At 65.4% G+C, this 26,544-nt stretch carries 22 protein-coding genes and 1 pseudogene; 10 read left to right on the top strand and 13 right to left on the bottom strand.

What is annotated here, in order from left to right; genetic code table 11:
* Positions 1–214 precede the first annotated feature (214 nt).
* Positions 215–1,681, top strand: coding sequence for a DEAD/DEAH box helicase (locus tag HDG34_RS09255; protein WP_184059426.1), 1,467 nt, complete (start codon positions 215–217; stop codon positions 1,679–1,681).
* Positions 1,682–1,788: 107 nt separating this feature from the next.
* Here HDG34_RS09255 and gluQRS read toward each other — a convergent pair whose 3' ends face one another.
* Together gluQRS and HDG34_RS09245 are read right to left on the bottom strand one after the other, a co-directional pair.
* Entirely contained in the window at positions 1,789–2,679 is an 891-nt protein-coding gene (gene gluQRS, locus HDG34_RS09250; protein WP_184059424.1) for a tRNA glutamyl-Q(34) synthetase GluQRS, read from the bottom strand.
* Positions 2,680–2,731: 52 nt separating this feature from the next.
* Positions 2,732–3,595 (bottom strand): sulfurtransferase, encoded by an 864-nt coding sequence (locus tag HDG34_RS09245; protein ID WP_184059422.1) that lies wholly within the window; start codon positions 3,593–3,595, stop codon positions 2,732–2,734.
* Between the two features lie 347 nt (positions 3,596–3,942).
* Here HDG34_RS09245 and dnaE point away from each other — a divergent pair, with 347 nt between their 5' ends.
* Positions 3,943–7,509 (top strand): DNA polymerase III subunit alpha, encoded by a 3,567-nt coding sequence (gene dnaE, locus HDG34_RS09240; RefSeq protein WP_184059420.1) that lies wholly within the window; start codon positions 3,943–3,945, stop codon positions 7,507–7,509.
* 48 nt (positions 7,510–7,557) lie between these two features.
* Here the strand turns inward: dnaE and HDG34_RS09235 are convergent, their stop codons facing one another.
* Positions 7,558–8,319 (bottom strand): glycosyltransferase family 2 protein, encoded by a 762-nt coding sequence (locus HDG34_RS09235; protein ID WP_184059418.1) that lies wholly within the window; start codon positions 8,317–8,319, stop codon positions 7,558–7,560.
* Between the two features lie 241 nt (positions 8,320–8,560).
* Between HDG34_RS09235 and msbA the strand changes: the two genes are divergently transcribed.
* On the top strand, positions 8,561–10,354 hold the full coding sequence (msbA, locus tag HDG34_RS09230; RefSeq protein ID WP_090803670.1) for a lipid A export permease/ATP-binding protein MsbA: 1,794 nt from the start codon (positions 8,561–8,563) through the stop codon (positions 10,352–10,354).
* 123 nt (positions 10,355–10,477) lie between these two features.
* Positions 10,478–11,530: a glycosyltransferase family 2 protein gene (locus HDG34_RS09225; RefSeq protein WP_184059416.1), complete on the top strand. Its 1,053-nt coding sequence runs from the start codon at positions 10,478–10,480 to the stop codon at positions 11,528–11,530.
* 43 nt (positions 11,531–11,573) lie between these two features.
* Here HDG34_RS09225 and HDG34_RS09220 read toward each other — a convergent pair whose 3' ends face one another.
* Complete coding sequence (locus HDG34_RS09220; RefSeq protein ID WP_184059414.1) at positions 11,574–12,590, bottom strand: glycosyltransferase; 1,017 nt, start codon at positions 12,588–12,590, stop codon at positions 11,574–11,576.
* 181 nt (positions 12,591–12,771) lie between these two features.
* Here HDG34_RS09220 and HDG34_RS09215 point away from each other — a divergent pair, with 181 nt between their 5' ends.
* Positions 12,772–13,878: a glycosyltransferase family 4 protein gene (locus HDG34_RS09215; RefSeq protein WP_184059412.1), complete on the top strand. Its 1,107-nt coding sequence runs from the start codon at positions 12,772–12,774 to the stop codon at positions 13,876–13,878.
* A gap of 45 nt (positions 13,879–13,923) precedes the next feature.
* Here the strand turns inward: HDG34_RS09215 and HDG34_RS09210 are convergent, their stop codons facing one another.
* Complete coding sequence (locus HDG34_RS09210; protein WP_184059410.1) at positions 13,924–15,225, bottom strand: O-antigen ligase; 1,302 nt, start codon at positions 15,223–15,225, stop codon at positions 13,924–13,926.
* A gap of 284 nt (positions 15,226–15,509) precedes the next feature.
* Between HDG34_RS09210 and HDG34_RS09205 the strand changes: the two genes are divergently transcribed.
* Entirely contained in the window at positions 15,510–16,355 is an 846-nt protein-coding gene (locus HDG34_RS09205) for a glycosyltransferase family 2 protein (protein ID WP_184059408.1), read from the top strand.
* Positions 16,356–16,397: 42 nt separating this feature from the next.
* Here the strand turns inward: HDG34_RS09205 and HDG34_RS09200 are convergent, their stop codons facing one another.
* Entirely contained in the window at positions 16,398–16,724 is a 327-nt protein-coding gene (locus HDG34_RS09200; RefSeq protein WP_090803681.1) for a hypothetical protein, read from the bottom strand.
* Positions 16,725–17,020: 296 nt separating this feature from the next.
* Between HDG34_RS09200 and HDG34_RS09195 the strand changes: the two genes are divergently transcribed.
* Positions 17,021–17,953, top strand: a complete 933-nt coding sequence (locus HDG34_RS09195) for a recombination-associated protein RdgC (protein WP_184059406.1) — start codon at positions 17,021–17,023, stop codon at positions 17,951–17,953.
* A 3-nt stretch (positions 17,954–17,956) separates the two neighbouring features.
* On the opposite strand, the gene HDG34_RS09190 is transcribed toward HDG34_RS09195, so the two are convergent.
* The 5 genes from HDG34_RS09190 to HDG34_RS09170 form a co-directional block, all read right to left on the bottom strand.
* Entirely contained in the window at positions 17,957–18,814 is an 858-nt protein-coding gene (locus HDG34_RS09190) for a FecR family protein (RefSeq protein WP_260321102.1), read from the bottom strand.
* Positions 18,815–19,379: 565 nt separating this feature from the next.
* Complete coding sequence (locus HDG34_RS09185; RefSeq protein WP_184059402.1) at positions 19,380–20,600, bottom strand: MFS transporter; 1,221 nt, start codon at positions 20,598–20,600, stop codon at positions 19,380–19,382.
* Positions 20,601–20,683: 83 nt separating this feature from the next.
* The gene (locus HDG34_RS09180) at positions 20,684–21,160 is read right to left on the bottom strand and encodes a VOC family protein (protein WP_184059400.1); all 477 of its coding nucleotides are present in this window, start codon (positions 21,158–21,160) and stop codon (positions 20,684–20,686) included.
* Between the two features lie 67 nt (positions 21,161–21,227).
* A complete protein-coding gene (locus HDG34_RS09175; RefSeq protein WP_184009671.1) occupies positions 21,228–21,713 on the bottom strand; it encodes a VOC family protein in 486 nt (161 codons plus the stop codon).
* A 143-nt stretch (positions 21,714–21,856) separates the two neighbouring features.
* On the bottom strand, positions 21,857–23,416 hold the full coding sequence (locus HDG34_RS09170) for an SH3 domain-containing C40 family peptidase (protein WP_184059398.1): 1,560 nt from the start codon (positions 23,414–23,416) through the stop codon (positions 21,857–21,859).
* Positions 23,417–23,574: 158 nt separating this feature from the next.
* Between HDG34_RS09170 and HDG34_RS09165 the strand changes: the two genes are divergently transcribed.
* Positions 23,575–24,000: a molybdopterin-binding protein gene (locus HDG34_RS09165; RefSeq protein ID WP_184045857.1), complete on the top strand. Its 426-nt coding sequence runs from the start codon at positions 23,575–23,577 to the stop codon at positions 23,998–24,000.
* 37 nt (positions 24,001–24,037) lie between these two features.
* Here HDG34_RS09165 and HDG34_RS09160 read toward each other — a convergent pair whose 3' ends face one another.
* Positions 24,038–24,478, bottom strand: a complete 441-nt coding sequence (locus HDG34_RS09160; protein ID WP_184059396.1) for a hypothetical protein — start codon at positions 24,476–24,478, stop codon at positions 24,038–24,040.
* 458 nt (positions 24,479–24,936) lie between these two features.
* Between HDG34_RS09160 and HDG34_RS09155 the strand changes: the two genes are divergently transcribed.
* A complete protein-coding gene (locus HDG34_RS09155) occupies positions 24,937–25,437 on the top strand; it encodes a GAF domain-containing protein (protein ID WP_184059394.1) in 501 nt (166 codons plus the stop codon).
* Between the two features lie 266 nt (positions 25,438–25,703).
* Here HDG34_RS09155 and HDG34_RS39000 read toward each other — a convergent pair.
* Positions 25,704–25,877 (bottom strand): annotated as a pseudogene (locus HDG34_RS39000) (VOC family protein); the annotation flags it as partial.
* On the opposite strand from HDG34_RS39000, the gene HDG34_RS38995 reads away from it, so the two are divergent.
* Positions 25,803–26,426 carry a DUF1441 family protein gene (locus HDG34_RS38995; protein WP_311734851.1) on the top strand — a complete coding sequence of 208 codons (624 nt, stop codon included), beginning with the start codon at positions 25,803–25,805 and terminating at the stop codon, positions 26,424–26,426. The pseudogene HDG34_RS39000 and the gene HDG34_RS38995 sit on opposite strands and share 75 nt — an antisense overlap.
* Positions 26,427–26,544 lie beyond the last annotated feature (118 nt).

The raw sequence follows: 26,544 nt of genomic DNA, 5'->3' as shown, positions 1-26,544 counted from the left end.
GCCGCCGGCCGGCCAGCCGTCACGAGCGTTTTTGCTGAAGTGCTACAATACTCGGCTTTCGGCGGATGCTTCCGCCAGCCGGAGCCGGCCGCATTATCCGAACTCAGACGGGTCTCGCGCGGAACGACGTGGCTCCGCCTTCATCCTGATGCCCTCAGCGGTCCCGACCGCTGCCGCGCGCATCGCGCCACGCGCCTTTTTAGCGAAAGCCACCATGTCCGACACAGCCGTCACGCCCAGTACCGAGACTTTTGATCAATTCGGCCTCGCGCCCGACATCCTGAAGGCCATCAAGGAATCGGGCTACACGTCGCCCACGCCGATCCAGGCGCAGGCGATCCCGGTCGTGCTGGCGGGCCGTGACGTGATGGGCGCCGCGCAGACCGGCACCGGCAAGACCGCGAGCTTCTCGCTGCCGATCATCCAGCGCCTGCTGCCGCAGGCCAGTACGAGCGCGTCGCCGGCGCGCCATCCGGTACGCGCGCTGATCCTCACGCCGACCCGCGAACTGGCCGACCAGGTCGCCGCGAACGTGCAGGCCTACGCGAAGCACACGGCGCTGCGCAGCGCGGTCGTGTTCGGTGGCGTCGACATGAATCCGCAGTCCGAGCAGCTGCGCCGCGGCGTCGAAATCCTGATCGCGACGCCGGGTCGTCTGCTCGATCACGTGCAGCAGAAAACCGCGAACCTGGGCCAGGTGCAGATGCTCGTGCTCGACGAAGCCGACCGCATGCTCGACATGGGCTTCCTGCCCGACCTGCAGCGCATCCTGAACCTGCTGCCGAAAGAGCGCCAGACGCTGCTCTTTTCCGCGACGTTCTCGGGCGAAATCAAGAAGCTCGCCGCGACGTATCTGCGCAACCCGCAGACCATCGAAGTCGCGCGCAGCAACTCGACCGCGACCAATGTCACGCAGATCGTCTACGAAGTCGCCGAGGGCGACAAGACCGGCGCGGTCGTGCAGCTGATTCGCGAGCGTGGCCTGAAGCAGGTGCTCGTGTTCTGCAACAGCAAGATCGGCGCGAGCCGGCTCGCGCGCAGTCTCGAACGCGACGGCGTGGTCGCGACCGCGATTCACGGCGACCGCACGCAGAGCGAGCGCATGCAGGCGCTCGATGCGTTCAAGCGCGGCGAAGTCGAGGCGCTCGTCGCGACGGATGTCGCCGCGCGCGGTCTCGACATCGTCGAACTGCCGACCGTGATCAACTTCGACCTGCCGTTCAACGCCGAAGACTACGTGCACCGGATCGGCCGCACGGGCCGCGCGGGCGCATCGGGCGACGCGCTGTCGCTGTGCAGCCCGAACGAGCGCAAGCAACTGGCCGACATCGAGAAGCTGATCAAGCGTCCGCTCGACTTGCAGCGCCTGACCGTCGAGGCGCCGGTGCGCCATCATCACGAGGACCGTCCGCCGCGCCGCGAGCGCAGCGAATCGCGCGACGAGCGCAGCCGCCGTCGCACGGGCGGGGCGTCGGGTTCGTATGACCGTGCGCATCATCATCGCGCGCAACCGGTCGACGATTTCTTCCTGAAGCCGTACGAGCCGTCGCCGGCATCGGTGCGCAAGATCGAGGAGACGGCCGCGTCGAACTCCGCGCCGCAAAAGACGGCGCCGAAGCGGCCACTGGCAGCGTTGCTCGGTGGCTTCGGAATGCCGAGGAAGACGCCTTCGTCGTCGTAAGACGGGCTGTCGGGTTCAGAGCTCGGGGTGCAACGCCTCGAGCGTAAAAACGGTGGGGCCGCGCGGTTCGATGTCTCGGAAAACGCAGCAGGCTTCACGCGTGCGCATCATCGGGATGCGCGAATGTTCATCCGTTTTGCCCAGGCCGCGGTCGCGGCGCTGTAGAACTGCTCCAGCGTCGTGGGCGGCTCGCTTCCCAACTTCAGCCCCAGATGCCGTGCCGCCGCGCCTAGTGCTTCGAGCGGCTTGTCGCTATCGAGCGCGGTCGCGCCGTTCTGCTTGCTCAGTTTCTCGCCGTGCTCGTTGGTGACGACCGGCACATGCAGATACTCGGGCGTTGCCACACCCAGACAACGCTGCAGATAAATCTGCCGCGCCGTCGAATCCATCAGATCCGCGCCGCGCACGATGTGCGTGATGCCCGCGTCCGCATCGTCCACCACCACCGCCAGCTGATATGCCCACTGATCGTCCGCGCGGCGCAGCACGAAATCGCCGACCTCGGTCGCGAGATTTTGCGTCTGCGGACCCTGCCAGCGGTCGTCGAACGTGATCACGGCGGGCTCGCCGTCGGGTACGCGCAGGCGCCACGCGCGCGCCGGCTTGCCATGCAGACCCGTGCGGCAGGTGCCGGGGTAGGCGAGTGTAGTGTTGCGCGCGTGCGCGTGCAGCAGCGAATCGGCGATTTCCTTGCGCGTGCAGCCGCACGGATAGACGAGACCGGTCGATTTCAACTGCTCCAGCGCGTGCTGATAGCGCGCCATGCGCTGTCTTTGCCAGACCGGCGTTTCGTCCGCGCGCATGCCGAAGCGTTCGAGGGTCGCGAGGATGTCCTCGGCGGCACCCGGCACCGTGCGCGGTCCGTCGATATCTTCGACGCGCACGAGCCACGCGCCGCGCTGCGCGCGCGCGTCGAGCCAGCTCGCGAGCGCGCTGACCAGCGAGCCGAAATGCAGCGGGCCGGTCGGCGACGGCGCGAAGCGTCCGCGATAGGTCATGGTTTGGGGACGACAGGTGAGGCGCCCGCGTCACGGAGCCCCCCGGCTGTCATTACGCGGCGCACGCGGCCTTGCTGTCCGGGTGGCACGCCGGACAGGTCTTGCCCGCGACGTACATCGGCGATTGCTGTTGCTCGGGCGTGACCACCGCGCGGCAGCCGAAGCATTGCGCGGTCGCGGTCGGTTCGAGTTGCGGATTCAGCGCGGTGCGGTAGTCGAACACGAAGCAGTCGCCGTGATAATGCGCGCCGCCCACTTCCTCGAAGTATTTGAGGATGCCGCCTTCGAGCTGGTACACGTTCTCGATGCCGACCTCCTTCATATGGATCGCGGCCTTCTCGCAGCGGATGCCGCCCGTGCAGAACGACACCACCGTCTTGTCCTGGAGATCGGCACGGTTGTTCTCGATTACCTCGGGGAATTCGCTGAACTTCGTGATCCGATAGTCGAGCGCGTTGTCGAACGTGCCGACGTCGACTTCGAACGCGTTGCGCGTGTCGAGCATCACGACCGGACGGCCTTCGTCGTCGTGACCGCGGTCGAGCCAGGTCTTCAGCGTCGGCGCGTCGACGAACGGTGCGCGGCCGAGCTCGGGGCGGATCGCCGGCTTTTTCATCGTGATGATTTCGCGCTTGAGCTTGACCAGCATGCGCGTGAAGGGCTGCTTGTCCGACAGGCTTTCCTTGAACTGCAGATTCGCGAACTTGCCTTCGAACAGCGCGTCGTGGCGAATGTAGTCGATGAATGCGTCGGTGCTCTCGCGCGTGCCGGCGATGAACAGGTTGATGCCTTCCGGCGCGAGCAGGATGGTGCCGCGCAGGCCGAGCGCATTGCAGCGTTCGGTGACGAACGGGCGCCAGGCGGCGGTGTCTTCGATGGTTGCGAATTGATACGCGGCGAGATTGACGATACTCATGTGTGTTCTGCGGTAAAGATGGCCGGCGTGGCGAGGGGCGGCGGGATGTGCCGCCGCTGTTGCGCCCCGTATGAGACCCGGGGTTTGCCGCGCGGGTTCGCGCGCGTTTGCCGTGCGTTTGCCGTGCGTTTGCCGTGCGTTTGCCGTGCGTTTGCCGTGCGTTTGCCGGTTAAATGGCCACGTCGAGAGAGGCGAAACCCCTATTATCCCTCAACCCGGCATTTTCCCCGACCTGGCCGAATGGCCAACGAGTTGCGCTAGCGCAAACAGCGCTCGCTCCGACCTCGTCCTGGCCGGATGGCCAACGCGCCGTTTTGACCTGAAATCCGCGGAAGGGTGGAGTTACAATGTCGCCCATGTCAGATCCCCGCTTCGTTCATCTCCGCGTTCACTCCGAATTCTCGATTGCCGACGGCATCGTGCGTCTCGACGACATCGTCGCGGCGGCGGCCAAAGACGGTCAGGGCGCGCTCGCGCTTACCGACCTCGGCAACGCGTTCGGCCTCGTCCGTTTCTACCAGGAAGCGCGTGGCAAAGGGATCAAACCCATTGCCGGCTGCGACGTCTGGATCACCAATCCTGACGACCGCGACAAGCCTTCCCGCCTGCTGCTGCTGGTCAAGGACCGCCGCGGTTACCTGAACCTCTGCGAATTGCTCAGCAAGGCCTCGCTGACGAACCAGTATCGCGGCCGCGCGGAAATCGAAGCCGGCTGGCTCGAATCCGGTCTGGGCGAAGGGCTGCTCGCGCTGTCGGGCGCGCAGCAGGGTGACATCGGTCTCGCGCTGGCGGCCGGCAACGAAGAGGCGGCGAAGCGCCACGCGCAGCATTGGGCGAAGGTGTTCCCAGGCGGCTTCTATATCGAGCTGCAGCGCTACGGCCAGCCTGGCGGCGAGCAGTACGTGCAGCAGGTGGTCGCGCTCGCGGCATCGCTGAAACTGCCGGTCGTCGCGACGCACCCGATGCAGTTCATGACGCCGGACGACTTCACCGCGCACGAAGCGCGCGTGTGTATTTCCGAAGGCGACATTCTCGCGAATCCGCGTCGCCAGAAGCGCTTCACGGCCGAGCAGTATTTCCGCACGCAACAGGAAATGGCCACGCTGTTCGCGGACATTCCTTCGGCGCTGGCGAACACGGTGCAGATCGCCAAGCGCTGCAATCTGACGCTCGAACTCGGCAAGCCGAAGCTGCCGCTCTTTCCGACGCCCGACGGCATGTCGCTCGACGACTACCTGGTGCAGCTGTCGAAAGAGGGCCTCGAAAAGCGGCTCGAACAGTTGTATCCGGACGAGGCCGAGCGCGACTCGCAACGCCCGACGTACTACCAGCGCCTCGAATTCGAATGCGGCACGATCATCAAGATGGGCTTTCCGGGCTACTTCCTGATCGTCGCGGACTTCATCAACTGGGCCAAGAACAACGGCGTGCCGGTCGGGCCGGGCCGGGGTTCGGGCGCGGGTTCGCTGGTCGCCTATGCGCTCGGCGTGACCGATCTCGATCCGCTGCGCTACAACCTGCTGTTCGAGCGTTTCCTGAATCCGGAGCGGGTGTCGATGCCCGACTTCGATATCGACTTCTGCCAGCACGGCCGCGATCGCGTGATCCAGTACGTGAAGGAGAAATACGGCGCGAACGCGGTGTCGCAGATCGCGACGTTCGGCACGATGGCGGCGAAGGCGGCGGTGCGCGACATCGGCCGCGTGCTCGATCTCGGCTACATGTTCACGGACGGCATCGCGAAGTTGATCCCGTTCAAGCCGGGCAAGCACGTGACGATCGCCGACGCGATGAAGGAAGAGCCGCTGTTGCAGGAGCGCTTCGACAACGAAGACGAAGTGCACCAGCTGCTCGAACTCGCGCAGCGCGTCGAAGGCTTGACGCGTAACGTCGGCATGCACGCGGGCGGCGTGCTGATCGCGCCGGGCAAGCTGACCGATTTCTGCCCCTTGTACACGCAGGGCGACGAAAGCGGCGTCGTCAGCCAGTACGACAAGGACGACGTCGAAGCAGTCGGCCTCGTGAAGTTCGACTTTCTGGGCCTGACCACGCTGACCATTCTGGATTGGGCCGAGCGCTACATCCGCCGCCTCGATCCGTCGAAGCAGGACTGGTCGCTCGCCCAGGTGCCGCTCGACGACCCGGCGTCGTTCTCGATCCTGAAGAAAGCGAATACGGTCGCCGTGTTCCAGCTGGAAAGCCGCGGCATGCAGGGCATGCTGAAGGACGCGCAGCCCGACCGCTTCGAAGACATCATCGCGCTCGTCGCGTTGTACCGCCCGGGTCCGATGGACCTGATCCCGAGCTTCTGTGCGCGTAAGCACGGCCGCGAGGTGGTGGAATATCCGGACCCGCGCGTCGAACCTGTTCTGAAAGAGACCTACGGCATCATGGTCTACCAGGAGCAGGTGATGCAGATGGCGCAGATCATCGGCGGCTACTCGCTGGGCGGCGCCGACCTGCTGCGTCGCGCGATGGGTAAGAAAAAGCCCGAGGAAATGGCCAAGCACCGCGAAATTTTCGCGGAAGGCGCGGCCACCAACGGCCTCACGCGCGAGAAGTCCGACGAAATCTTCGACCTGATGGAGAAGTTCGCGGGCTACGGCTTCAACAAGTCGCACGCGGCCGCCTACGCGCTGCTTGCGTACTACACCGCGTGGCTCAAGGCGCACCATCCGGCCGAATTCATGGCGGCCAACATGTCGCTCGCGATGGACGACACGGACAAGGTCAAGATCCTGTTCGAAGACTGCCTCGCGAACAAGATGGCCGTGCTGCCGCCGGACGTGAACCTGTCCGCGTATCGCTTCGAGCCGGTCGCCGAAGCCGACGGCAAGCGCTCGCGCACGATCCGCTACGGTCTCGGCGCGATCAAGGGCAGCGGCCAGAACGCGATCGAAGAAATCCTGCGCGCGCGCGAGGAAGGCCGCTTCATCGACATCTTCGATTTCTGCAACCGCGTCGATCGGCGCATCGTCAATCGTCGCACGATCGAGGCGCTGATTCGCGCCGGCGCGTTCGACACGCTGCATCTGAACCGCGCGCAGCTGATCGCGTCGGTGTCGCTCGCGATGGAAGCGGCCGAGCAGGCGGCGGCCAATGCGCTGCAGGCTGGCCTGTTCGACATGGGCGACGCGCCGTCGCAAGGCCACGAACTCGTCGACGAACCGGAGTGGCCGGAAAAGCGCAAGCTGCAGGAAGAGAAGGCCGCGCTCGGTTTCTACCTGTCGGGCCATCTGTTCGATGCATACAAGGACGAAGTGCGTCGCTTCGTGCGCCAGAAGATCGGCGAGCTGAAGGAAGGGCGCGACAAGCTGGTCGCGGGCGTGATCGTGTCGCTGCGCACGCAGATGACCCAGCGCGGCAAGATGCTGATCGCGCTGCTCGACGACGGCACCGGCCAGTGCGAAGTGACGGTGTTCAACGAGGTCTTCGAAGAGCACAAGCAGTTGTTCAAGGAAGACGAGCTGCTGGTCGTGCAGGGCCAGGCGCGCAACGACGCGTTCACGGGCGGCATCCGCTTCACGGTCGAAACGGTGATGGATCTCGGCCGCGCGCGCTGCCGTTACGCGGATTCGCTGAAGGTGCAGATGAACGGCAACGCGGACGCGCAGGCATTGCGCCGGGTGCTCGAAGCGCACACCGCCGGCAAGGACGAGCCGTCCGCCACAGCCGCGCCGGCGGCCGCGCCGCGCGGCAATGGCGGTGGGCGTGGCGGCTTCGGCGGCGACGGCGGCCGTCAGCGTCAAGCGGTGCAGATTCCGAACGGGCTCGCGGTGCAGGTCGTTTATCGCAGCGAGCATGCGCAAGGCGAAATGCGTCTGGGCGACGCGTGGCGCGTGAAGCCGACCGATGAACTGCTCGCCGCGCTGCGCGGCGAGTTTGCGGGAAGCTCGATCGAAATCGTGTATTGAGCGAGGTCCGCGGTATGGATGGGCCAGTGCCGCGTGTACCGGCTAGCCTTACCGCCCGCCCGTTTTTTCCAGGCGCGCCAGCTTCAGAAACCGGTAGTACACGGTCTCCGCATTGAACAGCGCGATCATCAGCCCGGTGCGGCCATCCAGAAAACCGCGCCGCAGCAGATAAGTCCGCACGAACGCCCACAGGCCGCGCCCGAGCGCGAGGCGAATGCTGCCTTTCTGCCCGGCCTCGTAACGCTGCCGCGCGCCGGCCGTCGAATACGCGTCGAGCTTGCGCAGCACACCCTCGTAGTCCTCGTACGAGTAGTGCATCAGCTTGCCGGTCAGGCGTTGCGCGGGCGTGTCGAACACGAGGCGCTCGTGCACGAGGTCGTCGGAGAAGCGCGCGGTGCCGCGTTTGAAGAGGCGCGGAATCCAGTCCGGATACCAGCCGCTGTGATGGACCCAGTGGCCGCAGAAACTCGACAGACGGTCCACCGCATAGACGTCGGCGACGGGCGCGGCGAGCGTCGCGCGAATCGATGCGGCGAGTTCCGGTGTGACGATTTCGTCGGCGTCGAGCGACAGGATCCAGCTGGTGGTCAGTGCATCGACCGCGCGGTTCTTTTGCGGGCCGAAGCCCGGCCAGTCCGTCTGTTCGATGACGCGAGCGCCGTGCGCGCGGGCGATGTCGGCGGTGCCGTCGGTGCTGCCGCCGTCGATCACGACGATCTGGTCGGCAAAGGCCACGGCTTGCAGGCATTCGGCCAGCCGCGCCGCCGCGTTCCGGGTGATGATGGCAACGCCAAGAGTGGTTTCTTGCATACCTGAGTTGCGTGGAGGACGAAGTGACGGAGCGGGTCGCGACCCGGCAATCGAGCAGCGAGTATACACATCTCATCCGTCCCCACACCACGGCGCCGATCCGCCAGGCGTTGCGCGCATGCCGTCGCGCGCCGAGCGCCGGCCGTCATCTGCAACCGATTACAATGCTCTTTTTTGATATTTCACGTGGCCGCCCGATCATGCGCCGCGTGCTCGCCGTTCCGCATTTCCAGAGGATTCCTTGAGCGCGAAGCCAACGTTAAGCAAACCCATGGGGGCAGGCGATGCGTCGTCGCCGGCCGTCGTCCTGCGGCGCCTGTGGCCTTTCATCAAGCCGCTGCTGTGGGTCGGGGTCGGCGCGATCATCGCGATGGCGGTGAGCGCCGGCACCGACGCCGCCATTCCCGCGCTGCTCAAGCCGCTGCTCGACAAGGGCTTCGGCTCGCACGCAGTCGACAAGACCAAGTGGCTCGTGCCGATCGCGGTGATCGGCCTCGCGCTGATTCGCGGCGTGTCACAGTACGCGTCCGGCTATCTGCTCGCGTACGTGTCGAACAAGATCCTGCTCGAGCTGCGTCTGAAGATGTTCGACCGCATGATCCACACGAGCGTCGCGTTCTTCCAGCGCGAAACCGCGAGCACGGTGATCAACGCGATCGTCTTCGAGGTCAATCAGATCCTGAACGTGCTGCTGAGCGTGATGGTCACGCTCGTGCGCGACTCGCTGACGGTGATCTTCCTGCTCGGCTATCTGTTCTATCTGAACTGGCGTCTGACGTTGATCGTCGCGGTGCTGCTGCCAGGCATCGGCTGGCTGGTCGGCAAGATCAATCGCCGGCTGCGGCGACTGAACCGCGAGCATCAGCTGCTCACCAACGAGCTGTCGTATATCGTCGAAGAAACGGTGGGCGGCTACAAGGTCGTCAAGGTGCATAACGGCGAGCAATACGAGACGGACCGCTTCACCGCGATGAGCCGGCGCCTGCGCGGCTACGCGATGCGCATGACGGTCTCCGGTGGCCTCGCGCAGCCGTTGACGCAGTTCCTGGCGTCGATCGCGCTCGCGGTCGTGATCACGATCGCGGTGGTGCAGTCGTCGTCGGATCAGACGACGGTCGGCGGCTTCGTCGCGTTCGTCACGTCGATGCTCCTGATCATCTCGCCGCTCAAGCATCTGATGGACGTGAACCAGCCGTTGCAGCGCGGCATGACCGCGGCCGAGCTGATCTTCGGCCTGATCGACGAGCCGGCCGAGCCGGAAGGCGGCGGCAAGCCGCTCGCTCACGCGCGCGGCGAGGTCGAGTTCCGCGACGTGTCGTTCATCTACGGCACGAACTCCACGCACAACCGCCATACGCTCGACCAGGTGTCGTTCAAGATCGCGCCGGGCGAGATGGTCGCGCTCGCGGGGCCGTCGGGCAGCGGCAAGACCACGCTCGTGAACTTGCTGCCGCGCTTCTTCGATCCGACCGGCGGCGCGATTCTGGTCGACGGCGTCGCGCTGCCCGAATACGACCTGCATGCGCTGCGCAGCCAGATCGCGATGGTGAGCCAGGACGTCGTGCTGTTCAACGACACCATCGCGCACAACGTCGCGTACGGTCAGGAAGTCGATGCGGAGAAGGTCAAGGCGGCGTTGCGCGCGGCGAACCTGTGGGACACCGTGCAGGCGATGCCGCAGGGCATCGAGACGCTCGTCGGCGACAACGGCATGATGCTGTCGGGCGGCCAACGCCAGCGTCTCGCGATCGCGCGCGCGATCTACAAGAACGCGCCGATCCTGATTCTCGACGAAGCGACGTCGGCGCTCGATTCCGAGTCCGAGCGCCACGTGCAGGCGGCGCTCGAAACGCTGATGAAAGGCCGCACCACGCTCGTGATCGCGCACCGCCTGTCGACGATCGAGCGCGCCGACCGCATCCTCGTGATGGAGGCGGGGCGGATCGTCGAGCGCGGCAGCCATCGCGAGCTGCTCGAGCACGACGGCTTGTACGCCCATCTGCATCGCATCCAGTTCCAGCAAAGCCCGGTTTGATCCGGCCATTGCGAACGGGAGCGCGGGCCGGTGTTGCGTTTAAGTCTCAATTTATTGCGCTTTTTCGGCGCTAATCGCATGCTGGCGGGCAATCACGGTCCGCCTCGCGGAAATCGACTGCCCATGTCTCACGACGATCCGAGCAAGCCGCTCGTCTCCATCGCGCTCGCGACGTACAACGGCCGCACTTATCTGCCCGAGCTGCTGGCTTCGCTCGAAGCGCAGAGCTGGCCCCATCTCGAAGTCGTGGTATCCGACGACGCCTCCTGCGACGGCACCCGCGAACTGCTCGCGTCCCATACGGGACGCGTGCCGGTGCGGCTCGTCGGCGATGGCACGCGGGCCGGCATCGTCGGCAATTTCGAGCGCGCGCTCGCCGGCTGCCGCGGCGACTACATCGCGCTCGCCGACCAGGACGACGTCTGGGCGCCCGAGAAGGTCACCGATCTGATGCGCGAGCTGCGGCGCGTGGAAAGCGCGGACGACGCCGCCGCGACGCCGGCGCTCGCGTTCTGCGACATCGAGCTCGTCGACTCGACGCTGTGCTGTATGTCACGCTCGCTGTTCGATATCACCGCGAAGTCGCGCTGCGCGACGCGACTGCGCGATTTTCTGCTGAGCAACCATGTGCCCGGCTGCGCGATGCTCGTCAATCGCGCGACGCTCGAACGCGCGCTGCCGTTCCCGCCCGGCATCGTGATGCACGACTGGTGGCTCGCGATGGTGGTCGCGTCGTTCGGCGAGATTCGCCACGTCGCGGCGCCGCATCTGAAGTATCGGCAGCATGACGGCAATGCGGTCGGCGCGAGCGCGACCAACGAGCGCGGCGCGGCGCGCGACGAATGCGGCGCCGAGGCGGCACGACGGCGCGGCGCGAGCCGGCAGCGGCAGATCGAAGCCATCGCGGATCAGGTGCGGGTGTTCGCGCGACGCTTCGGCGCCGAGCTGCCCGTCGATGCGCGTCACGACATGTATGCGTTTTCGCGGGGTGTCGCGAGCTGGCGTGGCGCATTCGAGTTCGTGATGATCAGCCACACCGGCGAGACCTTCGTGCGCTCGGTGAAGATCCTGCGGCGCTTGCGCGCGAGCGTGCTGAGCTTCGGCGTCGAGGTGCGAAGGCCGAGTCTCGCGCGACGCTTGCGGCAGCGGCGCGGCGCGTCGCGCGGACTTTCGTGACCGATGTGGCGTCGCCAGGCACCGCGAGATCCTATCGTCGTCTTCAGGCCTTTCTGCCCCGCACGACCCGCTTGATCCAGATGCCCGGCGCGTAGACCATCGGGCAACTCGCATACAGGAACATCCGAATCCGCAGCCCGAGCTTCACGCCGGCGCTGCGCGTCACCAGCCCGAGGCGTTCGCCGAGGCTGCCCGCTTCGAACATCGCATGGATGAACTGCTCGCGCGCGAGCTTCGGCGCCATCGCCGCGCGCATGCGTTCGCCCACACCGGCGATCTGAGCGTCGCGCTGCAGTTGCGCGAGCTCCGCGAGTCCGTAGCGATTGCTTTGCCGCATCCGCGCGATCAGCTCGTCGACCGACTGGTAGCGACGCTTGCGCGAAAGTCCGCCGCGCCGATAGCGCACCAGCGGCTCGCGCAGACTGATCGCGCCGCCCGACAGGATCGCGCGCAGCACCATGATCTGATCCTCGGCCGCGGCGCCCGGCAGCATCGGCCCGAAGCGCTCGATCAGGCGTCGCGACCACGTATGTGCCGCGCCGATCAGCCATGGACGCTCGACGAGCCAGTCGTCGAAGCTGCGATAGCGATCGAGCTCGGTCGGGCTCACGCGCTCGTGCACGTGACCCGCTTCGTCCATGTCGGCGAGATCGGTGGCGATCAGGTCGGGGCGGCGCCCATGCGCGAGCCAGCAGTCGACGACGCGCTCGCAGCGCTCGGGCGCCGACATGTCGTCGCCGGCGGCGACGAACAGCAGCTCGCCGTGCGCGAGCTGCGCGAGTTGCGACAGGTGCGCGCTGATGCCCTGGTTCACGGTATTGCGCCGTGCGATCACGCGATGCGGGCCCGCGTAGCCGGCGAGCGCCGCTTCGATCGCGGCGTAGGTGGCGTCGCTGGACGCGTCGTCGGAGACGATGATTTCGAGCGGCTCGTAGGTTTGCGCGAGCGCGCTGCGCACGGCGTCGCCGATCTGCTCTGCCTGGTTGTAGGCGATCAGCAGCATCGAGACGAGCGGGCGGGCGGTGTCGGCGGTTGCGGCGGACGGCGGGCTATCGGTCATGGAGTCGGGACGAAGGCGATTGGCCTAGATTCTAGCCGCTGACGGTCGCGCCGCGCGACGCACGCGGCAAACCCGGGCACCCCGAGCTGAGCCCGGCGAAACCCATCCTTTACAATTGCCGCTGCCCCGAAACTGCGCACCCACGGCCTCGCCCGCGCGTGCGCCTCACCGAGACCGATCCTTGTCAGAGCCAACCCGCGACGCAGCCCTCGACCCGAACCGCCGCCCCCTCACCGACATCGCACTGACCGCCCAGGCGCTGAAGAACAGCGGTGGCGCCGAGCGTTACACGCGCGACGTGATCGCCGGCCTGCATCGCATGGGTTTGCGCCCGACGCTGTTCGCGCGCGAGATCGACCGCGCGCTGCCCGAGGCCGCGTGGATCGATGCGCAGCCGCTCGACGTACGCTGGGCGCCGCGCAAGCTGCGCAACCTCGCGTTCGACTGGCGTCTGAAGCAGCGGTTGAAGCGGCATCGGCCGGCGTGCGTGTTCTCGATCAATCACTCGACGCATGCCGATGTCGCGTTGTGCGGCGGCACGCATCCGGGTTCGCTCGAAGCTGCGGGCCGCGCGCCGCGCCGCAGCGACGAATGGCAGATCGAGCTCGAGCGGCGCGTCTACACGCGGGCGCGCTCGATCGTCGCGCATTCGCAATTGATGAGCCGCGAGTTGCAGCGTTTTTATGACGTGCCGGCCGCGCGGATCGACGTGCTCTATCCGCCCGTCGATACCGCACGCTTCAGGCCGCTCGACGCCGCCGCGCGCGCGGCCGTGCGCCGCCAGCTCGGCGTGCCCGACGATCGCGTGATGTTCGTGTTCTCGTCGACGAGTCACGAGCGCAAGGGCTATCCGCTGCTCGAAGCGTTTTTCTCGCGCACGACGCTGCCGGTCTGCCTCGTCGTCGCGGGACGCCCGGTGCCGAAAACCGGCGACACAATTCGTTACGCGGGTTACAGCAAGGAGATCGAGAAATTGTTCGCGGCCGCCGATTTCACGGTCGTCGCGTCGGCGTACGAGCCGTTCGGGCTCGTCGGCGTGGAGTCGGTGATGTGCGGCACGCCGCTCGTGATCGCCGACAACGTCGGCTCGGCGGAGACGGTGACCGGTGCCGTGAAGATCGAGTTCTCACGGCAGACCGCGGGTAGTTTCGAGCGCGCGATCGAGCAGGCGGTCGAGCGCGTGAAGAGCGGCGCCGCGCGCATCGCGACGCCGCGCGACAGCCTCGTGTACGACCCGAGCGTCGACGCGCACGTCGCGGCGCTTTACGAGGTGTTCACGCGGGGATGAGGGCGGCGCGCCGCGCTCGGGTTGCCGCTTCTCGTCAAATCAAAATCAATCGCGCGGCTGCGTCTCGCGCACGACCGCGGCTGGCGCCGGCGTGGTCCGCGCTTCGCTTCGCAACTCGCGCTTGCGTGCATCGATCACCGCCAGCAGCGTCGCCACCAGCGAGGCGAGCAGCACCGCCACCATCATCGGCACCAGCACGTCGATAGTGAGCCCGAAGATCACCGTGCTCGCCGCGACCGCGAGACCCGCGTACGACGCGGCGCGAATCGCCGGATCGGTCGCATGCCGGTGTTGCCAGAAATACACCGTGATCCCGTAGTAGAACAGCAACAGGCAGATCACGCCGACCGCGCCCATCTCGGCGAGCGTCGAGAAAAAGTCGCTATGCGCGCGCTCGTTGACGATCTCGGCCTTCACTTCGCCGCGCTTCGCCATCACGCCGAGCTCGTCGACCAGATGGCCTTTGCCGACGCCCCACACCGGATGCCGCTCGAACATCATCCGCGACGCGTTCCACAGTTGCAGGCGCAGGCCGGTGGCCGTGTCGTCCTCGCCCTTGCGCATCATCGACACGTCGTTCGGCACCTCGGCAAAGCGTTTCTGAACCCGTTCGGTCGACAACAGACCGCCCGCCCCGATCACGATGACGAGCGTCGCGATCAGCAGGCGCTTCTTGTGCGTGAACCAGTGGTACTGCATGCCGAGCAGCACGACGAACACCGGCACGGCAACCCAGCCGCCGCGCGAGCCCGACAGAAACGATGCATAGCCGCCCGACACCAGCGCGAGCACGCGCGGCACCAGCACGCGCCAGTCGCGCGGATTGTCCCAGCCAAGCGTGAACACCGACAGGAACCCGAGCAGCAGCGCGGTATCGCCGAACGGAATCGCGTTCGTGTACGAGTTGTTCAGCCGGTTCGCGTCGGTCCAGCCGCCGGGCGGCTGATCGATGAACGCCCATGCGCCGACCGCGAGCGCACCGGCCGCGCAGCCCCAGCCGATAAAGCGCAGATTGCGCGACGGCAATTGCCGCAGCAGCAGGAACACCAGGAGCGCGAGCACGAAACGCGACGCATTGTCGAACTCGCGTGGCAGCCAGTAGCCGAGCACCAACTGCTGCGCGCCGATCCCGACGACGAACGCGAGCATGCCGATCGTGAACCAGCGGTAGGTCCGCAACGCGGAGAAATAGCCCGGCATGCGCCGGTTGACGATGGCCGCGCCGAGCGCGAGCGCGACGAGCGCGAAAAAGCAGTAGCCGGTGCCGCCGCGCCACATCAGATTGACGGCGGGCGCGAGAAACAGCAGAGCCGACGTGAGCCAGACCAGACTGGAAGCAAAAATCATAGGTCTACGTTATCGATGAAAACACTACCGTTCCGGTGGTGAAATTGCAGGGGGTGCCGGACCATTTGAGTTTCTCAAGACGGTAGAGCGATCCGGATTATAACCATGCGCTTCCTTGCGAAATGCTTGCTGCCGCACGCGGGAAGGTTCCGCTGGTCCGCGGCATGCGGGTGGGGCGGGCGGCGTCTGTCGTGCGAGCAGGCGGGGGCGGTACAATCGCGCGACATTCATGGCCGGGGCGCGGCGCATGCCGCGCCCCGCGCCCAGCTCAACGGACCGACTCGATGTTCTCAATCATCATCCCGACCTGGAACAACCTGCCTTATCTGCGCCTCGTGATCAAAAGCCTGCGCCGTCATTCGACGCATCCGCACCAGCTCCTCGTGCACGTGAACGACGGTTCGGACGGCACGCTCGCGTGGGTGCGCGACGAGGGCATCGAGCACACGGCGTCGCCCGGCAATATCGGCATCTGCCACGCGGTCAATATCGCGGCGGCGCGCGCGACGCAGGACTACATCGTCTACATGAACGACGACATGTACTGCTGCCCCGGCTGGGACGACGCGCTCGTCAAGCGTCTCGCGCAGATGCCGGCCGACAACCTGTTCATGTTGTCGGGCACGATGATCGAGCCGGTCGATTCGGGCAATCCATGCGTGGTCGTGCGCGACTTCGGCCGCGACGCGCAGGCGTTTCGCGCCGACGAACTGGTCGCCGCCGCGGCCGGTCTCGTGCGCGCCGACTGGCGCGGCGCGACGTGGCCGCCGACGCTCGTGCATCGGGACTGGTGGTTCAAGGTGGGCGGCTACAGCAGCGAACTGAGCCCCGGCATGAGCAGCGACAACGATTTCTCGATGAAGCTGTGGGACGCGGGCTGCCGCGTGTTCGTCGGCGTCGGCGACAGTCTCGTCTATCACTTCCAGCAGAAGAGCACCGGCAAGATCGTGAAGAACGACGGGCGTCGCCAGTTCCTCAACAAGTGGGGGATGACGCAGGCGACCTTCGACCGCTATTACCTGCGCCGCGGCACCGCCATCGACGGCACGCTCGCGGTCAGCGAGCCCGAGCGCACCGGCCGGCTGCGCCGTGCACTGCTGAAGTCGCGCATCAAGCGCGCGTTGGGCTGACGGGCGGCGAGCCGAAAACGGCTGATTGACGCGCTGCGTGTGTCAAACGCCGCGCGTTACGAGCGGCAGCACCGTCAGATCCGGATGCGTGCCGTCGACGATGCTGCGTCCCACGTGCACCGCTTCGGAGAGCGCGTCGGCCAGGCTCGCGAAGCTCTCCTCGCCGTCCGCGTGAAACGGCACCGCATGGCCGGGAAGCTGGGGGTTGGCGCCCGGATGGCAGACGTAGCCTAGATACGTGTAGCGGCTGTTTTTCGCGGCCGCATCGGCGGCATGCGCCGGGTCGGGCGGATCCTTCGCGACAGGTGACACGTGTATCTCGAAGCCCTCGTATTGCACCGTCTGCCAGCTTGCGGTTTGGTCGGCCATGACCGCCTCCGTCTGGGTCTGTCCTGTCCAAAAGTCTAGGTGATTTGCCGCCAAAACGCGCGGGCGGCCGGCTACGGTCAAACCATGACGGCTTCGACTATGGAGGCGCTCTTGGGAAGTGGGTTGACGAAGCGCATTCTGCTGAGATCGGCGACGTTTTGATAATTGGGCCGCAGTTGGAGAGATTTTCGTTTAATTTTTGAAATTAGGCGGTCTGCAGGATTGCGTCCGCCAGAACGCCCCGGCTGGTTCTCCTCGGATAAAATGTTGCGCTTTGCCTAAATCCGACTTCGCTCATGTGGTTCAAAAACCTTCAGCTGCACCGTCTGCCCGCGCCGTGGTCCGTTAACCCTGAACAGATGCAGAAGTGGCTCGCGCCGTACGCGTTCGCGCCCGGCCAGAGCGTCGAGATGCAGGCCCAAGGCTGGGCGCCCCCGCGCGACGGCGACTCGCTGGTCTACGCAATGAACGGTCAGATGCTGCTGACGTTCCGTGCCGAGAAGAAGCTGCTGCCCGCGTCGGTCGTCACCCAGGTCACGCGCGAGCGCGCGGCCGAGCTCGAGGAGCAGCAGGGCTTCAAGCCGGGCCGCAAGCAGATGCGCGACCTGAAGGAGCAGGTCACCGACGAACTGCGGCCGCGCGCGTTCAGCATCCGCCGCGATACGCGCGTGTGGATCGATTGCACGAATGGCTGGCTCGTGATCGACGCGGCGTCGCAGGCGGTCGCCGACGATGTGCGCGGTCTGCTCGTGAAGTCGATCGACCAGTTGCCGCTGATGACGGTGCGCGTCGCGCAGTCGCCGGTCGCGGCGATGACCAGCTGGCTGCTCGACGGCGACGCGCCGGCGGGTTTCACGCTCGATCAGGACACCGAGCTGCGTTCGCCCGCCGAGGGCAACGCGACGGTGCGCTATGTCGGGCATGCGCTGGACGCCGAAGACATGCGCCGCCACATCGAGGCGGGCAAGCAATGCATGCGGCTTGCGATGACGTGGAACGATCGCGTGTCGTTCGTGCTGACGCCGTCGCTGACGATCAAGCGCGTCGCGCCGCTCGACGTGCTCAAGGAAGCGAGCGACCCGACCGCGCAGAACGACGACGAGCGCTTCGATTCCGACGTTGCGCTGATGACGGCCGAGCTCGACCGCATGCTGCGCGATCTGCTCGATGCGCTGGGCGGCGAGCAGGGCGAGCAAGGGCTCGCGTTGCCGCAGGCCGTCGCGGCCTGAGCGTCAGATTTTCGCGCTGTCGAGCGCTTCGACGAGGGTCCAGTAAGGCGTGATCGAGCGCAAGCGGATCGGGTAGGTCCGCTGCAGCAGCGCGAGCGTCGCGTCGGTATCGGTGAGCTGATAGATGCCCGACACGCGCAGATCGGCGACGTCGTCGGCATAGCGCAATACGCCGGTGTGATAGCGCGCGAGTTCGTCGACGAGATCCGCGATACGCATGTTGTTCGCGTAGAGCAGGCCACGCGTCCACATCGCCTCGCGCGGGTCGAGCGCTTGCGGCGCCGCGACGCCGAAGCGTGTCAGCGTGCACCGTTGGCCTTGTGTCAGCACCAGCGCCGCGCCCGATGCCGGCCTCACCAGCGCGTCGCCGCGAAACGCGGCCACGCGTGTGAAACCATCCCCTTGCCTCACGCTGAACTGCGCGCCGCGCGCTTGGACGACGCCTTCGGCCGTCTGCACGAGCAAAGGCGCATGAGTCGTTCGGGCGCCCGGTGCGCCGCCAACATCGCTCACGGGCCGCACCATGATTTCCCCTCCGAGCAGATCGACGCGCCGAACCTTCGCCTCGAACGCGGCGTTGATCGCACTCGCGCTGCCCAGCGTGATCTGAGTGCCGTCCGCCAGCAGCACGTCGTCCAGTTCGCCAGTCCCGGTGTGGAATTCGGCGGTCCACATCTGCCACGGCAAGCGGCTCGCGAGCCAGCCCGCGGGCGCGGCGATCGCAAGCCCCCAGAGCGTTTTCAGCGCGCGCCGCCGTCCCTGCGATAGGCCGGCAGCATCCGCGTCTTCGCGTAGCGCGGGGCCGACGTCCGCGGGCACGGCGCCGGTTTCGCGCCGTAATTGCTGCGCTCGCCGAAGCATTTGGTTAAAGATGCGGTACTCCGGACGCATTTGACAAATGTGATTTAAATTGAATTTAGCAGATCGGGATTTAAAGATTTATATCTGTTAATAATGATTTGCGGCGGATATTCGGATCGAGTTCACAGCGAATTGACTCAATACCTTATCCTAAGCGGAAGCGTGGGCCCCGATTGCGTCAGGGCATGCAGACCCATTGTCATCGATACAAAAAATTTAGGCTATGTGTGGATCGTTAATTTTCGTGAATTCTTAAGCAGAAATGCGGCTAATTTCGCTGCAATAGAACGTGGCATTTTTGTCACGAATTACAGCGTGCCGGGTTTAGCTGACGAGCGTGTAAATCTGATGAAACTCTTCGCATGCGCACGGCGCTGACGACGGTCTGCGCACAGCCGGCCACTCATGAACCCCGGTAAAACTCCGTGCGCTGCCGCACCTTCGATGCAGACGAAAAAACGACAGGCGTATCAAAGGCTTGCGGATTTTTCCGGGAAGTTATGCACAGATTTGCCAACAAAAACTGTGGGTAACTTCGAGCGTGTCGTCGCGCGTCGAAGCGCCGTTAGTCTTCGAGCGCCCACGCGCGCCTGCGGCGCAGCAGCGCCGAGCCGATCGATACCGCCGCGCCGATGCCGCCCATCGTCAGCGACAGCGCGACGATCAGTGGGCCGGTTTGGGTGCGCGCCGAGACCACGCCGACGAGCAGGCCGGCGAGCGGCTGCGTCAGGTTGTTCAGCAGAATCGCGACGCCGATGGTCTTGCCGTAGTCCTCGGGCGGGATGATCTGCAAACGCGCGCTGCGGATGTAGACGTTGAACATCTTGTCGAAGCCGACGATCAGCAGGAAGCCGAGCGCATAGCCCCACGGCGACGCGCTCGCGCCTGCGATCACGCCGCCCGCGCAGATCGTCACGAATGCGACGACACCGAGCACGCGCGCCGGCCATCCGGCGCGCGCAACCGTCAGCAGCACCAGCACCGTGGCGATCGCGCCGGCCGTTTGCAGACCGGCGTAGTAGCGGCTCGATTGCGCATGCAAACCCGTCACCATCGCCGCCGACGTCGCAAGCGTGACACCGATGACGAGGTTCTCCGCGGCCGCGAGCATGATGACCTTCTTCAGGCCCGGCAGCGTCCACACGTGATCGAGCGCGATGCGCAGCGGCGTGCTCCAGTGAGCGGCGGGCGTGAGCGATCGAGCGGACACAGGCGAAGGCGCGCGAAAGCCGCTCAGTCGCTGCCAGACGAACAGTGCGGCGTCGGCGCACAGAAACAGCACACCGGTCGCGGCGACCACCGATTCCCAATGCCATACACCGAGCAGCAACGCGGCGAGCATCGGCCCAAGCACGAAGCCGAGCTGATCGGCCAGTTGCGAATACGCGAGCACGTTCTGGATCTGCTGCGTGCTGAAGATCTGCGGCAGCATCACCTCGCGCGCGACGAGCCCTTGGCTCGTCAGCACGCCGCACGCGGCCGACAGCGCGATCAGCCAGCCGATGCCGCCAAACAGCGCATACGCGGCGATACCGCCGAAGCATGCGAGCGCACGCACCGCCTGGCTCAGCCGCATCAGGCGCAGCGGTGGAAAGCGGTCGCAGAGCGCGCCGAAGAACGGGAACACGAGGTAGCGCGGCAGCGTTTCGATGAAAAACGCGAGCCCCGACCACGAGACCTGGCGCGTCGTTTGAAACACCACGAGCGGCACCAGGAAGAGCAGGATCTGATCGGCGAGACGCGCGATGAACAGCGAGCAGAAGAAGGCCTGATGGTTGACGCGCACCGTAGTTGTCTCGCCGTGTTGGGTCGAGACCGATCCTATCAAAAGATCGCGCGGGCGAGGCGGGGCGCCCGCTGGCCGCCGTCCTATTCGCCGCGATACGCCTGTTCGAGCGGCGCGATATCGAGCTTGACCATCTTCATCATCTGCGCCATCACGCGGCTTGCCTTTGCGCGATCCGGGTCGCGCAGCATCTGCAGCAGCACGTTGGGCGCGATCTGCCACGACACGCCGAAGCGGTCCCGCAGCCAGCCGCAGGCCCACGGCTCGCCGCCGCCGTCGAGCAGCTTCGACCAGTAGCGATCGATTTCCTCCTGCGAGTCGCAGTGCACGAACAGCGAGATGGCCGGCGTGAATTTATATTGCGGGCCACCGTTCAGCGCCATAAACTCCTGGCCTTCGATTTCGAAGGTGACGGCGACGACCTTGCCGGCCGGTCCTGGGCCGGCGTCCGTGGCGTGCAGCGTGGTGGCGATGCGCGACGCCGAAAACACCGACGTGTAGAACTCCGCGGCTTCTTCCGCGTTGCCGTCGAACCACAGGCACGGCGCGATTTTCTGCATGACGTTGCTCCTTCGGGATTGGTGTCGGTGGGCGTGGGCGTGCGATTGCCCGACGCCCATCGGCCGCTCACTTCTTCTCTTGGGACGAACAGTCCATCGCGGCCATCGCCTGCTGGATTTCCTCGGCGCTCAGGTCGCGCTTGTGCGTCGCGAGCGACCAGCTGTGGCCGAACGGGTCCTTGACCTGGCCGTAGCGGTCGCCCCAGAACATGTCGGTGACGGGCATCGTGACGGTCGCGCCCGCGTCGACCGCCTGTTTGAAACTCGCGTCGACGTCCGGTACGTAGTGGTGAATCGTGACCGGCGTGCCCTTCAGCGTGTTCGGGCCGAAGGTTTGGTGCTCGGGCCATTCGTCGGTCAGCATCAGCATGGAGTCCCCGATTTTCAGGGTCGCGTGCATCACCTTGCCGTCGGGGCCCGGCAGACGGATCTGTTCGACGGCGTTGAAGGCTTTCGTGTAGAACGCGATCGCTTCGGCGGCGTTCTTGCAGATCAGGTACGGCGTGAGCGAGTGCATCCCGTCCGGGATCGGTTTGGCTGCGGCGCTGGACATGACGGTGACTCCTTGAAGTAACGGTTCCTCAGGGGAAAGACCGGCTGCATGAGCTGGGTCTTCAACGTTACGACGAGTTGGTCACCGTCGGATCGACACTCCGAAAAAAATATTTTCAGGCGCGGGGGAGGGCGGCCCGCCATTTATCCCGCCGGATTGTCCTCGTCCGCCGGCGGCGCGGACGGCGCCGTGCTGCCCGCCGGCGCGCCGAGGATGCTGATCTGGAACGTGGGCGTCGCGGCGAGCGACTGCAGCGTCGCGTCCTCGGGGATGCGCTCGTCGAGCGGCAGGATCACCGAGCCGCCGATGACCGCGCGCCGGCTGTTGTCGGCCGGGCGCAGGCCCCACACGTCCTGATAGACGACGGGGACCGTGGCGCCGTCGCGCGTCGTGTTGCCGAGGTACAGCATCACGTGGCCGCCGATATAGATCAGCGTGCGCAGCGGCAGGCCATGCCGCGCCAGATAGTCGAGCCGTTCGGCGGGTGTCGACTCCGACAGATCGACCATGCGGCCGGCGCTCATCTGCGTCGACGAATGGCGCGGCAGCCACACGCCGAACGCGGCGAAGATGCTTTGCAGTTCCGACGAACAGTCGTTGTAGAGCCCGCTATTGCCCCAGCCGTACGGCCGGCCGATCAGCGCCTTCAACAGCATCGCGAGATGGCGCGGCGTCGCGGCGAGCGGCATCGGCGTGATCTGCGTGGCGTCGAGCGACGCGGCGCGGATCAGCGCGCGGCCGTCGACGTCGCGCGCGGGAACGAGGAGCTGGAGTGTGCCTGCATTGGTGCTGGTCGCGGCTGGCGATGCCGAGGCACCCGCCACCAGCGGCAGCATCGTCCCGGCCGGGGCAGCGAAGCGGAACACGCCGTGGCTGTCGTTGACCGCCGCCGACGCGACGATCACCGCGCCTAGCGACTTCCCGGCCGCCGCGCGCCATTGATCGATGAAACCATCGTCGGCGAACGCGACGCCGTCGCTGCGCACCCAGCCCTGCACGTCGGGCGTCTGCACGTAATGCCACGCGCCGTCGACGCTGCTACCGAGCACATAGAGCGGCGTGCCGGGTCGCACCGCCGAGATCTGCAGGTTGTCGAACGGATAACCCTCGCCGGCCAGGCGATGGTCGTAGAACGACGGATCGGTGGTAGGCAACTCGCGCACCATCAGGTTGCCGGTCGCGATCGCGCGCCGCTCGGGCTGATAGACCGGCGTTTGCGTGAACTGCGCGACGTTGATGTTGCGCGCGATCGCGTCGATCCACGCCTTGTCGTGCGGCCGGAAGTTTTCGCCGTAACCGATGATGCTGCCACGCTTGCCGGTGTTGTCGAATCTGTCGATGCGGCGCTGTTGCAGTGCGGCAATGTCCTCGCCCTGCTCGCGAAACACGCGTGTCGTCACCCAGGCGGGATTCCACGGCGACGGCGCGTTCTCGCCCGTGCCGAAGTAGCGCGCGAACAGCGCGTCGAAATGTGCGCGCTGCTCGGCGGCGCTGAGAAACGGCCGATCGTAGTCGGGGCTGTTCGGATCGAGCCAGTGATCGACGTTCTGGTCGTAATGGGCGAGCGAAAACAGCGTGACGTTGTCGACGAACGCGTGCGTGCCGCGCGGCGGCGTTGGCGTGCTGCACGCGGCGAGCGTCGTGACCGCGACGCACAGCACGACGGCGCGGCAGGCACGGCGGGAGAGAACGGCGACGGGCATAAAGATTCGGCGTATGAGGTGCACGGCCAAGATGATACGGTGTCGGCGATGCGCACGGCGCATCGGATGTTGGGCGGGGACGCGCGCGGCTTCGATTACACTCGCTTTATCCGCCCACCCGCGCGTCGCCACGCGCGACAATCGCCAGGGAGTCCGCCATGAAAACCAGCGCACGCAATCAGTTCAGCGGCGAAGTCACCGACGTCAAGCACGGTGCAGTCAACGACGAAGTCACGCTGCGCACGCCGGACGGTCTCGAGGTCGTCGCGATCATCACGCACGGCAGCGCGAAGTCGCTCGGGCTGGCGACCGGCAAGCAGGCGTTTGCGCTCGTGAAGGCATCGTCGGTGATCGTAATGGTCGATGTCGCGAGGCAGCAGGTGTCGGCGCGCAACTGCATCGAAGGGACCGTCGCGGCGGTGACGACAGGCGCCGTCAATTCGGAAGTGACGATCAGTGCCGGCAGCGCGCAGATCGCGGCGATCATCACGAACGACAGCGTCGAGCGCCTCGGCCTCGCGAGCGGCAAGGCGGCGACGGCGGTTTTCAAGGCGTCGAGCGTGATTATTGGGGTCGATCAGTAAAAGTCCCGGGCCTCTGGGACGGGTACTCAACGAGCTCTCACTGATCGCGGATGGCGCGAACGATGATCCCGTCCCATCCAAAGACAATCCTGTGAGCGTCCATCCGGAAGATCGCAAAACAATTGTCGCTATCTACGACAACGGTTGTAGCGGGCAACCCGGTTTCATTCACGCGAAGGTCGAACTGTTTCCTCAACGCCGAAAGCGTGTCAATTCGTTTGACGGTAAAACCTGTGTTGGGCTTGCAGGTTTCACTGTCGAAGCTCATGGATTGCGGCGTAATTGTCATCGTCATGCCGAGAATCCGTTTTGCTTCGGGGATGCCACCAGAAATATCGGCATAGTCAACTACATCGGTCACGACCCAATTGCCGATGAAATCATTAATCGTAGCGTGTGGTGGTGTTTGTGCCGTGCACACGCTTGCCGAGGCGGTCAGCGTGAGAGCCACATACGAAAAAAGCTTGTGGCCTGTCATTGTGCCGACTGCCGGAAGGGCGCGGATTCTCGTTGACGGCGGCTCATTAGTCCCCGGCTTATCTTCGCGGGACCTATCTTTCGGCCATTGCGATCACGCGGGGTAATCATCACATTAAGCATCATTTTTTGTGCTACCGCTATCATGTCTCCGGTATTTGCGGGACTGACGCGTCGCGTGTGTTCTGGCAATGACGAGTTATCAGCAAAAGACACGGCCGGTAATATAGCAAAAATAGAGTCGACAAAAACCCGTTCGATTTAAACTAATGCGAAATGAATATTGATGTTATCAAGATAGAAACTATTAATAAGAAGGGATAGTCGAGAACCGACGGGGACGGCGAGCGTAGACGCGCGGCGCGTGTCACAGCGTTCGACACCCGCGCGCGGGGATTGCGCTTGCTTTACACTTCACCCCTTACCGCTTGCCATCCCGCTCTGATCACGGACGCCGTCATGTTCGAAGTTTCCCCCACCTCGCATCTGCCCAAAGCCGCGCAATATGAAGAACTGGTCGCGCAGGCGCGCGCGCTGCTAGCCGGCGAAACCGACTGGATCGCCAACGCCGCGAATTTCTCGTCGTTCGTCTTTCATTCGTTGAGCGATCTGAACTGGGCCGGCTTTTACTTTCACGACGGCCGCGAACTGGTGGTCGGCCCGTTCCAGGGCAAGCCCGCGTGCGTGCGCATTGCGCTCGGCAAGGGCGTCTGCGGTACGGCCGCGCAAACCCGTCAGACCCAGGTTGTGCGCGACGTGCACGAGTTTCCCGGCCATATCGCATGCGATTCGGCGTCGCAATCGGAAATCGTCGTGCCGCTCGTCGCGCCCGACGGCACGCTGATCGGCGTGTGGGATGTCGATAGCCCGGTCGTCGCGCGCTTCGACGAGGAGGACGCGAAGGGCATGGAAGCGTTGTGCGCGGTGTTCATCGAGGCAGCGCTGCCGCGCGGCGTGTAGCGTCGCCGGTCCGCTCCGCTTCGGCGAGCAAGTCGCGTACCGCGAGGTGTAACGGAGGGGCAGGAACGCATCACGCGTCGGCGCGATGTTCGCGAAGGCGCACGCGCGCACGTATGCGGACCCGACCCTCGCGCCGATGTTGTGGCCGCGTTGGGCACGTGGGCCAGGTCGCCGGATGCGTCGTTGGCTGGCCGCAATCTGCACCAGAGGGCGCAGGCTGTGTTGGAGCAGAAGGGGTGTGACGTGGCGGCTGAGAGGTTAGGGCTTGAGGTATGACAGACGGCCTCGACGCGATTGCCAGCCGGGTCGACCAGAAATGCCGCGTAATAGTCGCGGTGATAGTGAGGCCTCAAGCTAGGCTCTCCGTGGGATTTGCCACCAGTCGAGAGTCCTGCTTTGATGAATGCATCGACGTGATCTCGGGACGGCGGTTTAAAGCAACAGCAGCCGAGCCGGACTTCGAGGTCACGGCCCACTGGCTCACGCAGTTCGGCCCGATCGCGACCGTTGAGCAGATTGCGCGACTGGCCGCCGAGGGCGTGACCGTCAAAGCGTCCCATGGGCACTACTTCGCCGGTCTGAGTCTGCGCCACCTCTGGCGGCGCACGCTCGACCAGCAGGCCGAGGCGCGGTTCGACGACGACCCGCTCAGGCAGGCGCAGATCGACAGCCTGTGCAGCCGCACGCGGATTAACGATCTCGAACTGTCGAAGCTCGAGGGCGAACTGATGCCGGTTGCGCAGCACGCCGAACAGATGGCGGATCTCGCGAAGTATTTCGCGACGTTTCTGGATACGCTGCCCGATGTGCTCGAGCGGTCGGCTGGATTGACGCCGGAACAGGTCAGCGAACTGGTGCGCAAAGTGACGAGCGTACGCGCTGATCTATACAGGAACGCGTTGGCGATTGTCACGCCTGACAAACAGCCGGCTGCGGGTGAAAACGGAGACCGCACCGACGTTGCCGCGCGTCGACCCGTTAAGCGCTGACGGTCAATCATCGGAAATAAAAGTGGATCTAGAACGATCCGGCCGAGGGAATGACGGGCTGCCGCTCCGCTGACGAACGCCGGCATTCCCCGACAAGTGGTGGCAGACCGACGTCGAC

The sequence above is a fragment of the Paraburkholderia sp. HC6.4b genome, from assembly GCF_014200875.1.
In the GTDB taxonomy this organism is placed as follows: domain Bacteria; phylum Pseudomonadota; class Gammaproteobacteria; order Burkholderiales; family Burkholderiaceae; genus Paraburkholderia; species Paraburkholderia tuberum.
Note: the sequence above shows the minus strand (reverse complement) of the source record. Positions and strands in the feature narration are given on the sequence as shown.

Bases quoted from the DNA above. Each gene is read 5' to 3' on its own strand.
- HDG34_RS09155 (WP_184059394.1), top strand. From the start codon at position 24,937: ATGTTCGAAGTTTCCCCCACCTCGCATCTGCCCAAAGCCGCGCAATAT.
- HDG34_RS09170 (WP_184059398.1), bottom strand. From the start codon at position 23,416: ATGCCCGTCGCCGTTCTCTCCCGCCGTGCCTGCCGCGCCGTCGTGCTG.
- HDG34_RS09245 (WP_184059422.1), bottom strand. From the start codon at position 3,595: ATGAGTATCGTCAATCTCGCCGCGTATCAATTCGCAACCATCGAAGAC.
- HDG34_RS09235 (WP_184059418.1), bottom strand. From the start codon at position 8,319: ATGCAAGAAACCACTCTTGGCGTTGCCATCATCACCCGGAACGCGGCG.
- HDG34_RS09165 (WP_184045857.1), top strand. From the start codon at position 23,575: ATGAAAACCAGCGCACGCAATCAGTTCAGCGGCGAAGTCACCGACGTC.
- HDG34_RS09220 (WP_184059414.1), bottom strand. From the start codon at position 12,590: ATGACCGATAGCCCGCCGTCCGCCGCAACCGCCGACACCGCCCGCCCG.
- HDG34_RS09160 (WP_184059396.1), bottom strand. From the start codon at position 24,478: ATGACAGGCCACAAGCTTTTTTCGTATGTGGCTCTCACGCTGACCGCC.
- HDG34_RS09210 (WP_184059410.1), bottom strand. From the start codon at position 15,225: ATGATTTTTGCTTCCAGTCTGGTCTGGCTCACGTCGGCTCTGCTGTTT.
- HDG34_RS09200 (WP_090803681.1), bottom strand. From the start codon at position 16,724: ATGGCCGACCAAACCGCAAGCTGGCAGACGGTGCAATACGAGGGCTTC.
- HDG34_RS09190 (WP_260321102.1), bottom strand. From the start codon at position 18,814: ATGCTTCGGCGAGCGCAGCAATTACGGCGCGAAACCGGCGCCGTGCCC.
- HDG34_RS09180 (WP_184059400.1), bottom strand. From the start codon at position 21,160: ATGCAGAAAATCGCGCCGTGCCTGTGGTTCGACGGCAACGCGGAAGAA.
- HDG34_RS09225 (WP_184059416.1), top strand. From the start codon at position 10,478: ATGTCTCACGACGATCCGAGCAAGCCGCTCGTCTCCATCGCGCTCGCG.
- HDG34_RS09195 (WP_184059406.1), top strand. From the start codon at position 17,021: ATGTGGTTCAAAAACCTTCAGCTGCACCGTCTGCCCGCGCCGTGGTCC.
- gluQRS (WP_184059424.1), bottom strand. From the start codon at position 2,679: ATGACCTATCGCGGACGCTTCGCGCCGTCGCCGACCGGCCCGCTGCAT.
- dnaE (WP_184059420.1), top strand. From the start codon at position 3,943: ATGTCGCCCATGTCAGATCCCCGCTTCGTTCATCTCCGCGTTCACTCC.
- HDG34_RS09175 (WP_184009671.1), bottom strand. From the start codon at position 21,713: ATGTCCAGCGCCGCAGCCAAACCGATCCCGGACGGGATGCACTCGCTC.
- HDG34_RS09205 (WP_184059408.1), top strand. From the start codon at position 15,510: ATGTTCTCAATCATCATCCCGACCTGGAACAACCTGCCTTATCTGCGC.
- HDG34_RS09255 (WP_184059426.1), top strand. From the start codon at position 215: ATGTCCGACACAGCCGTCACGCCCAGTACCGAGACTTTTGATCAATTC.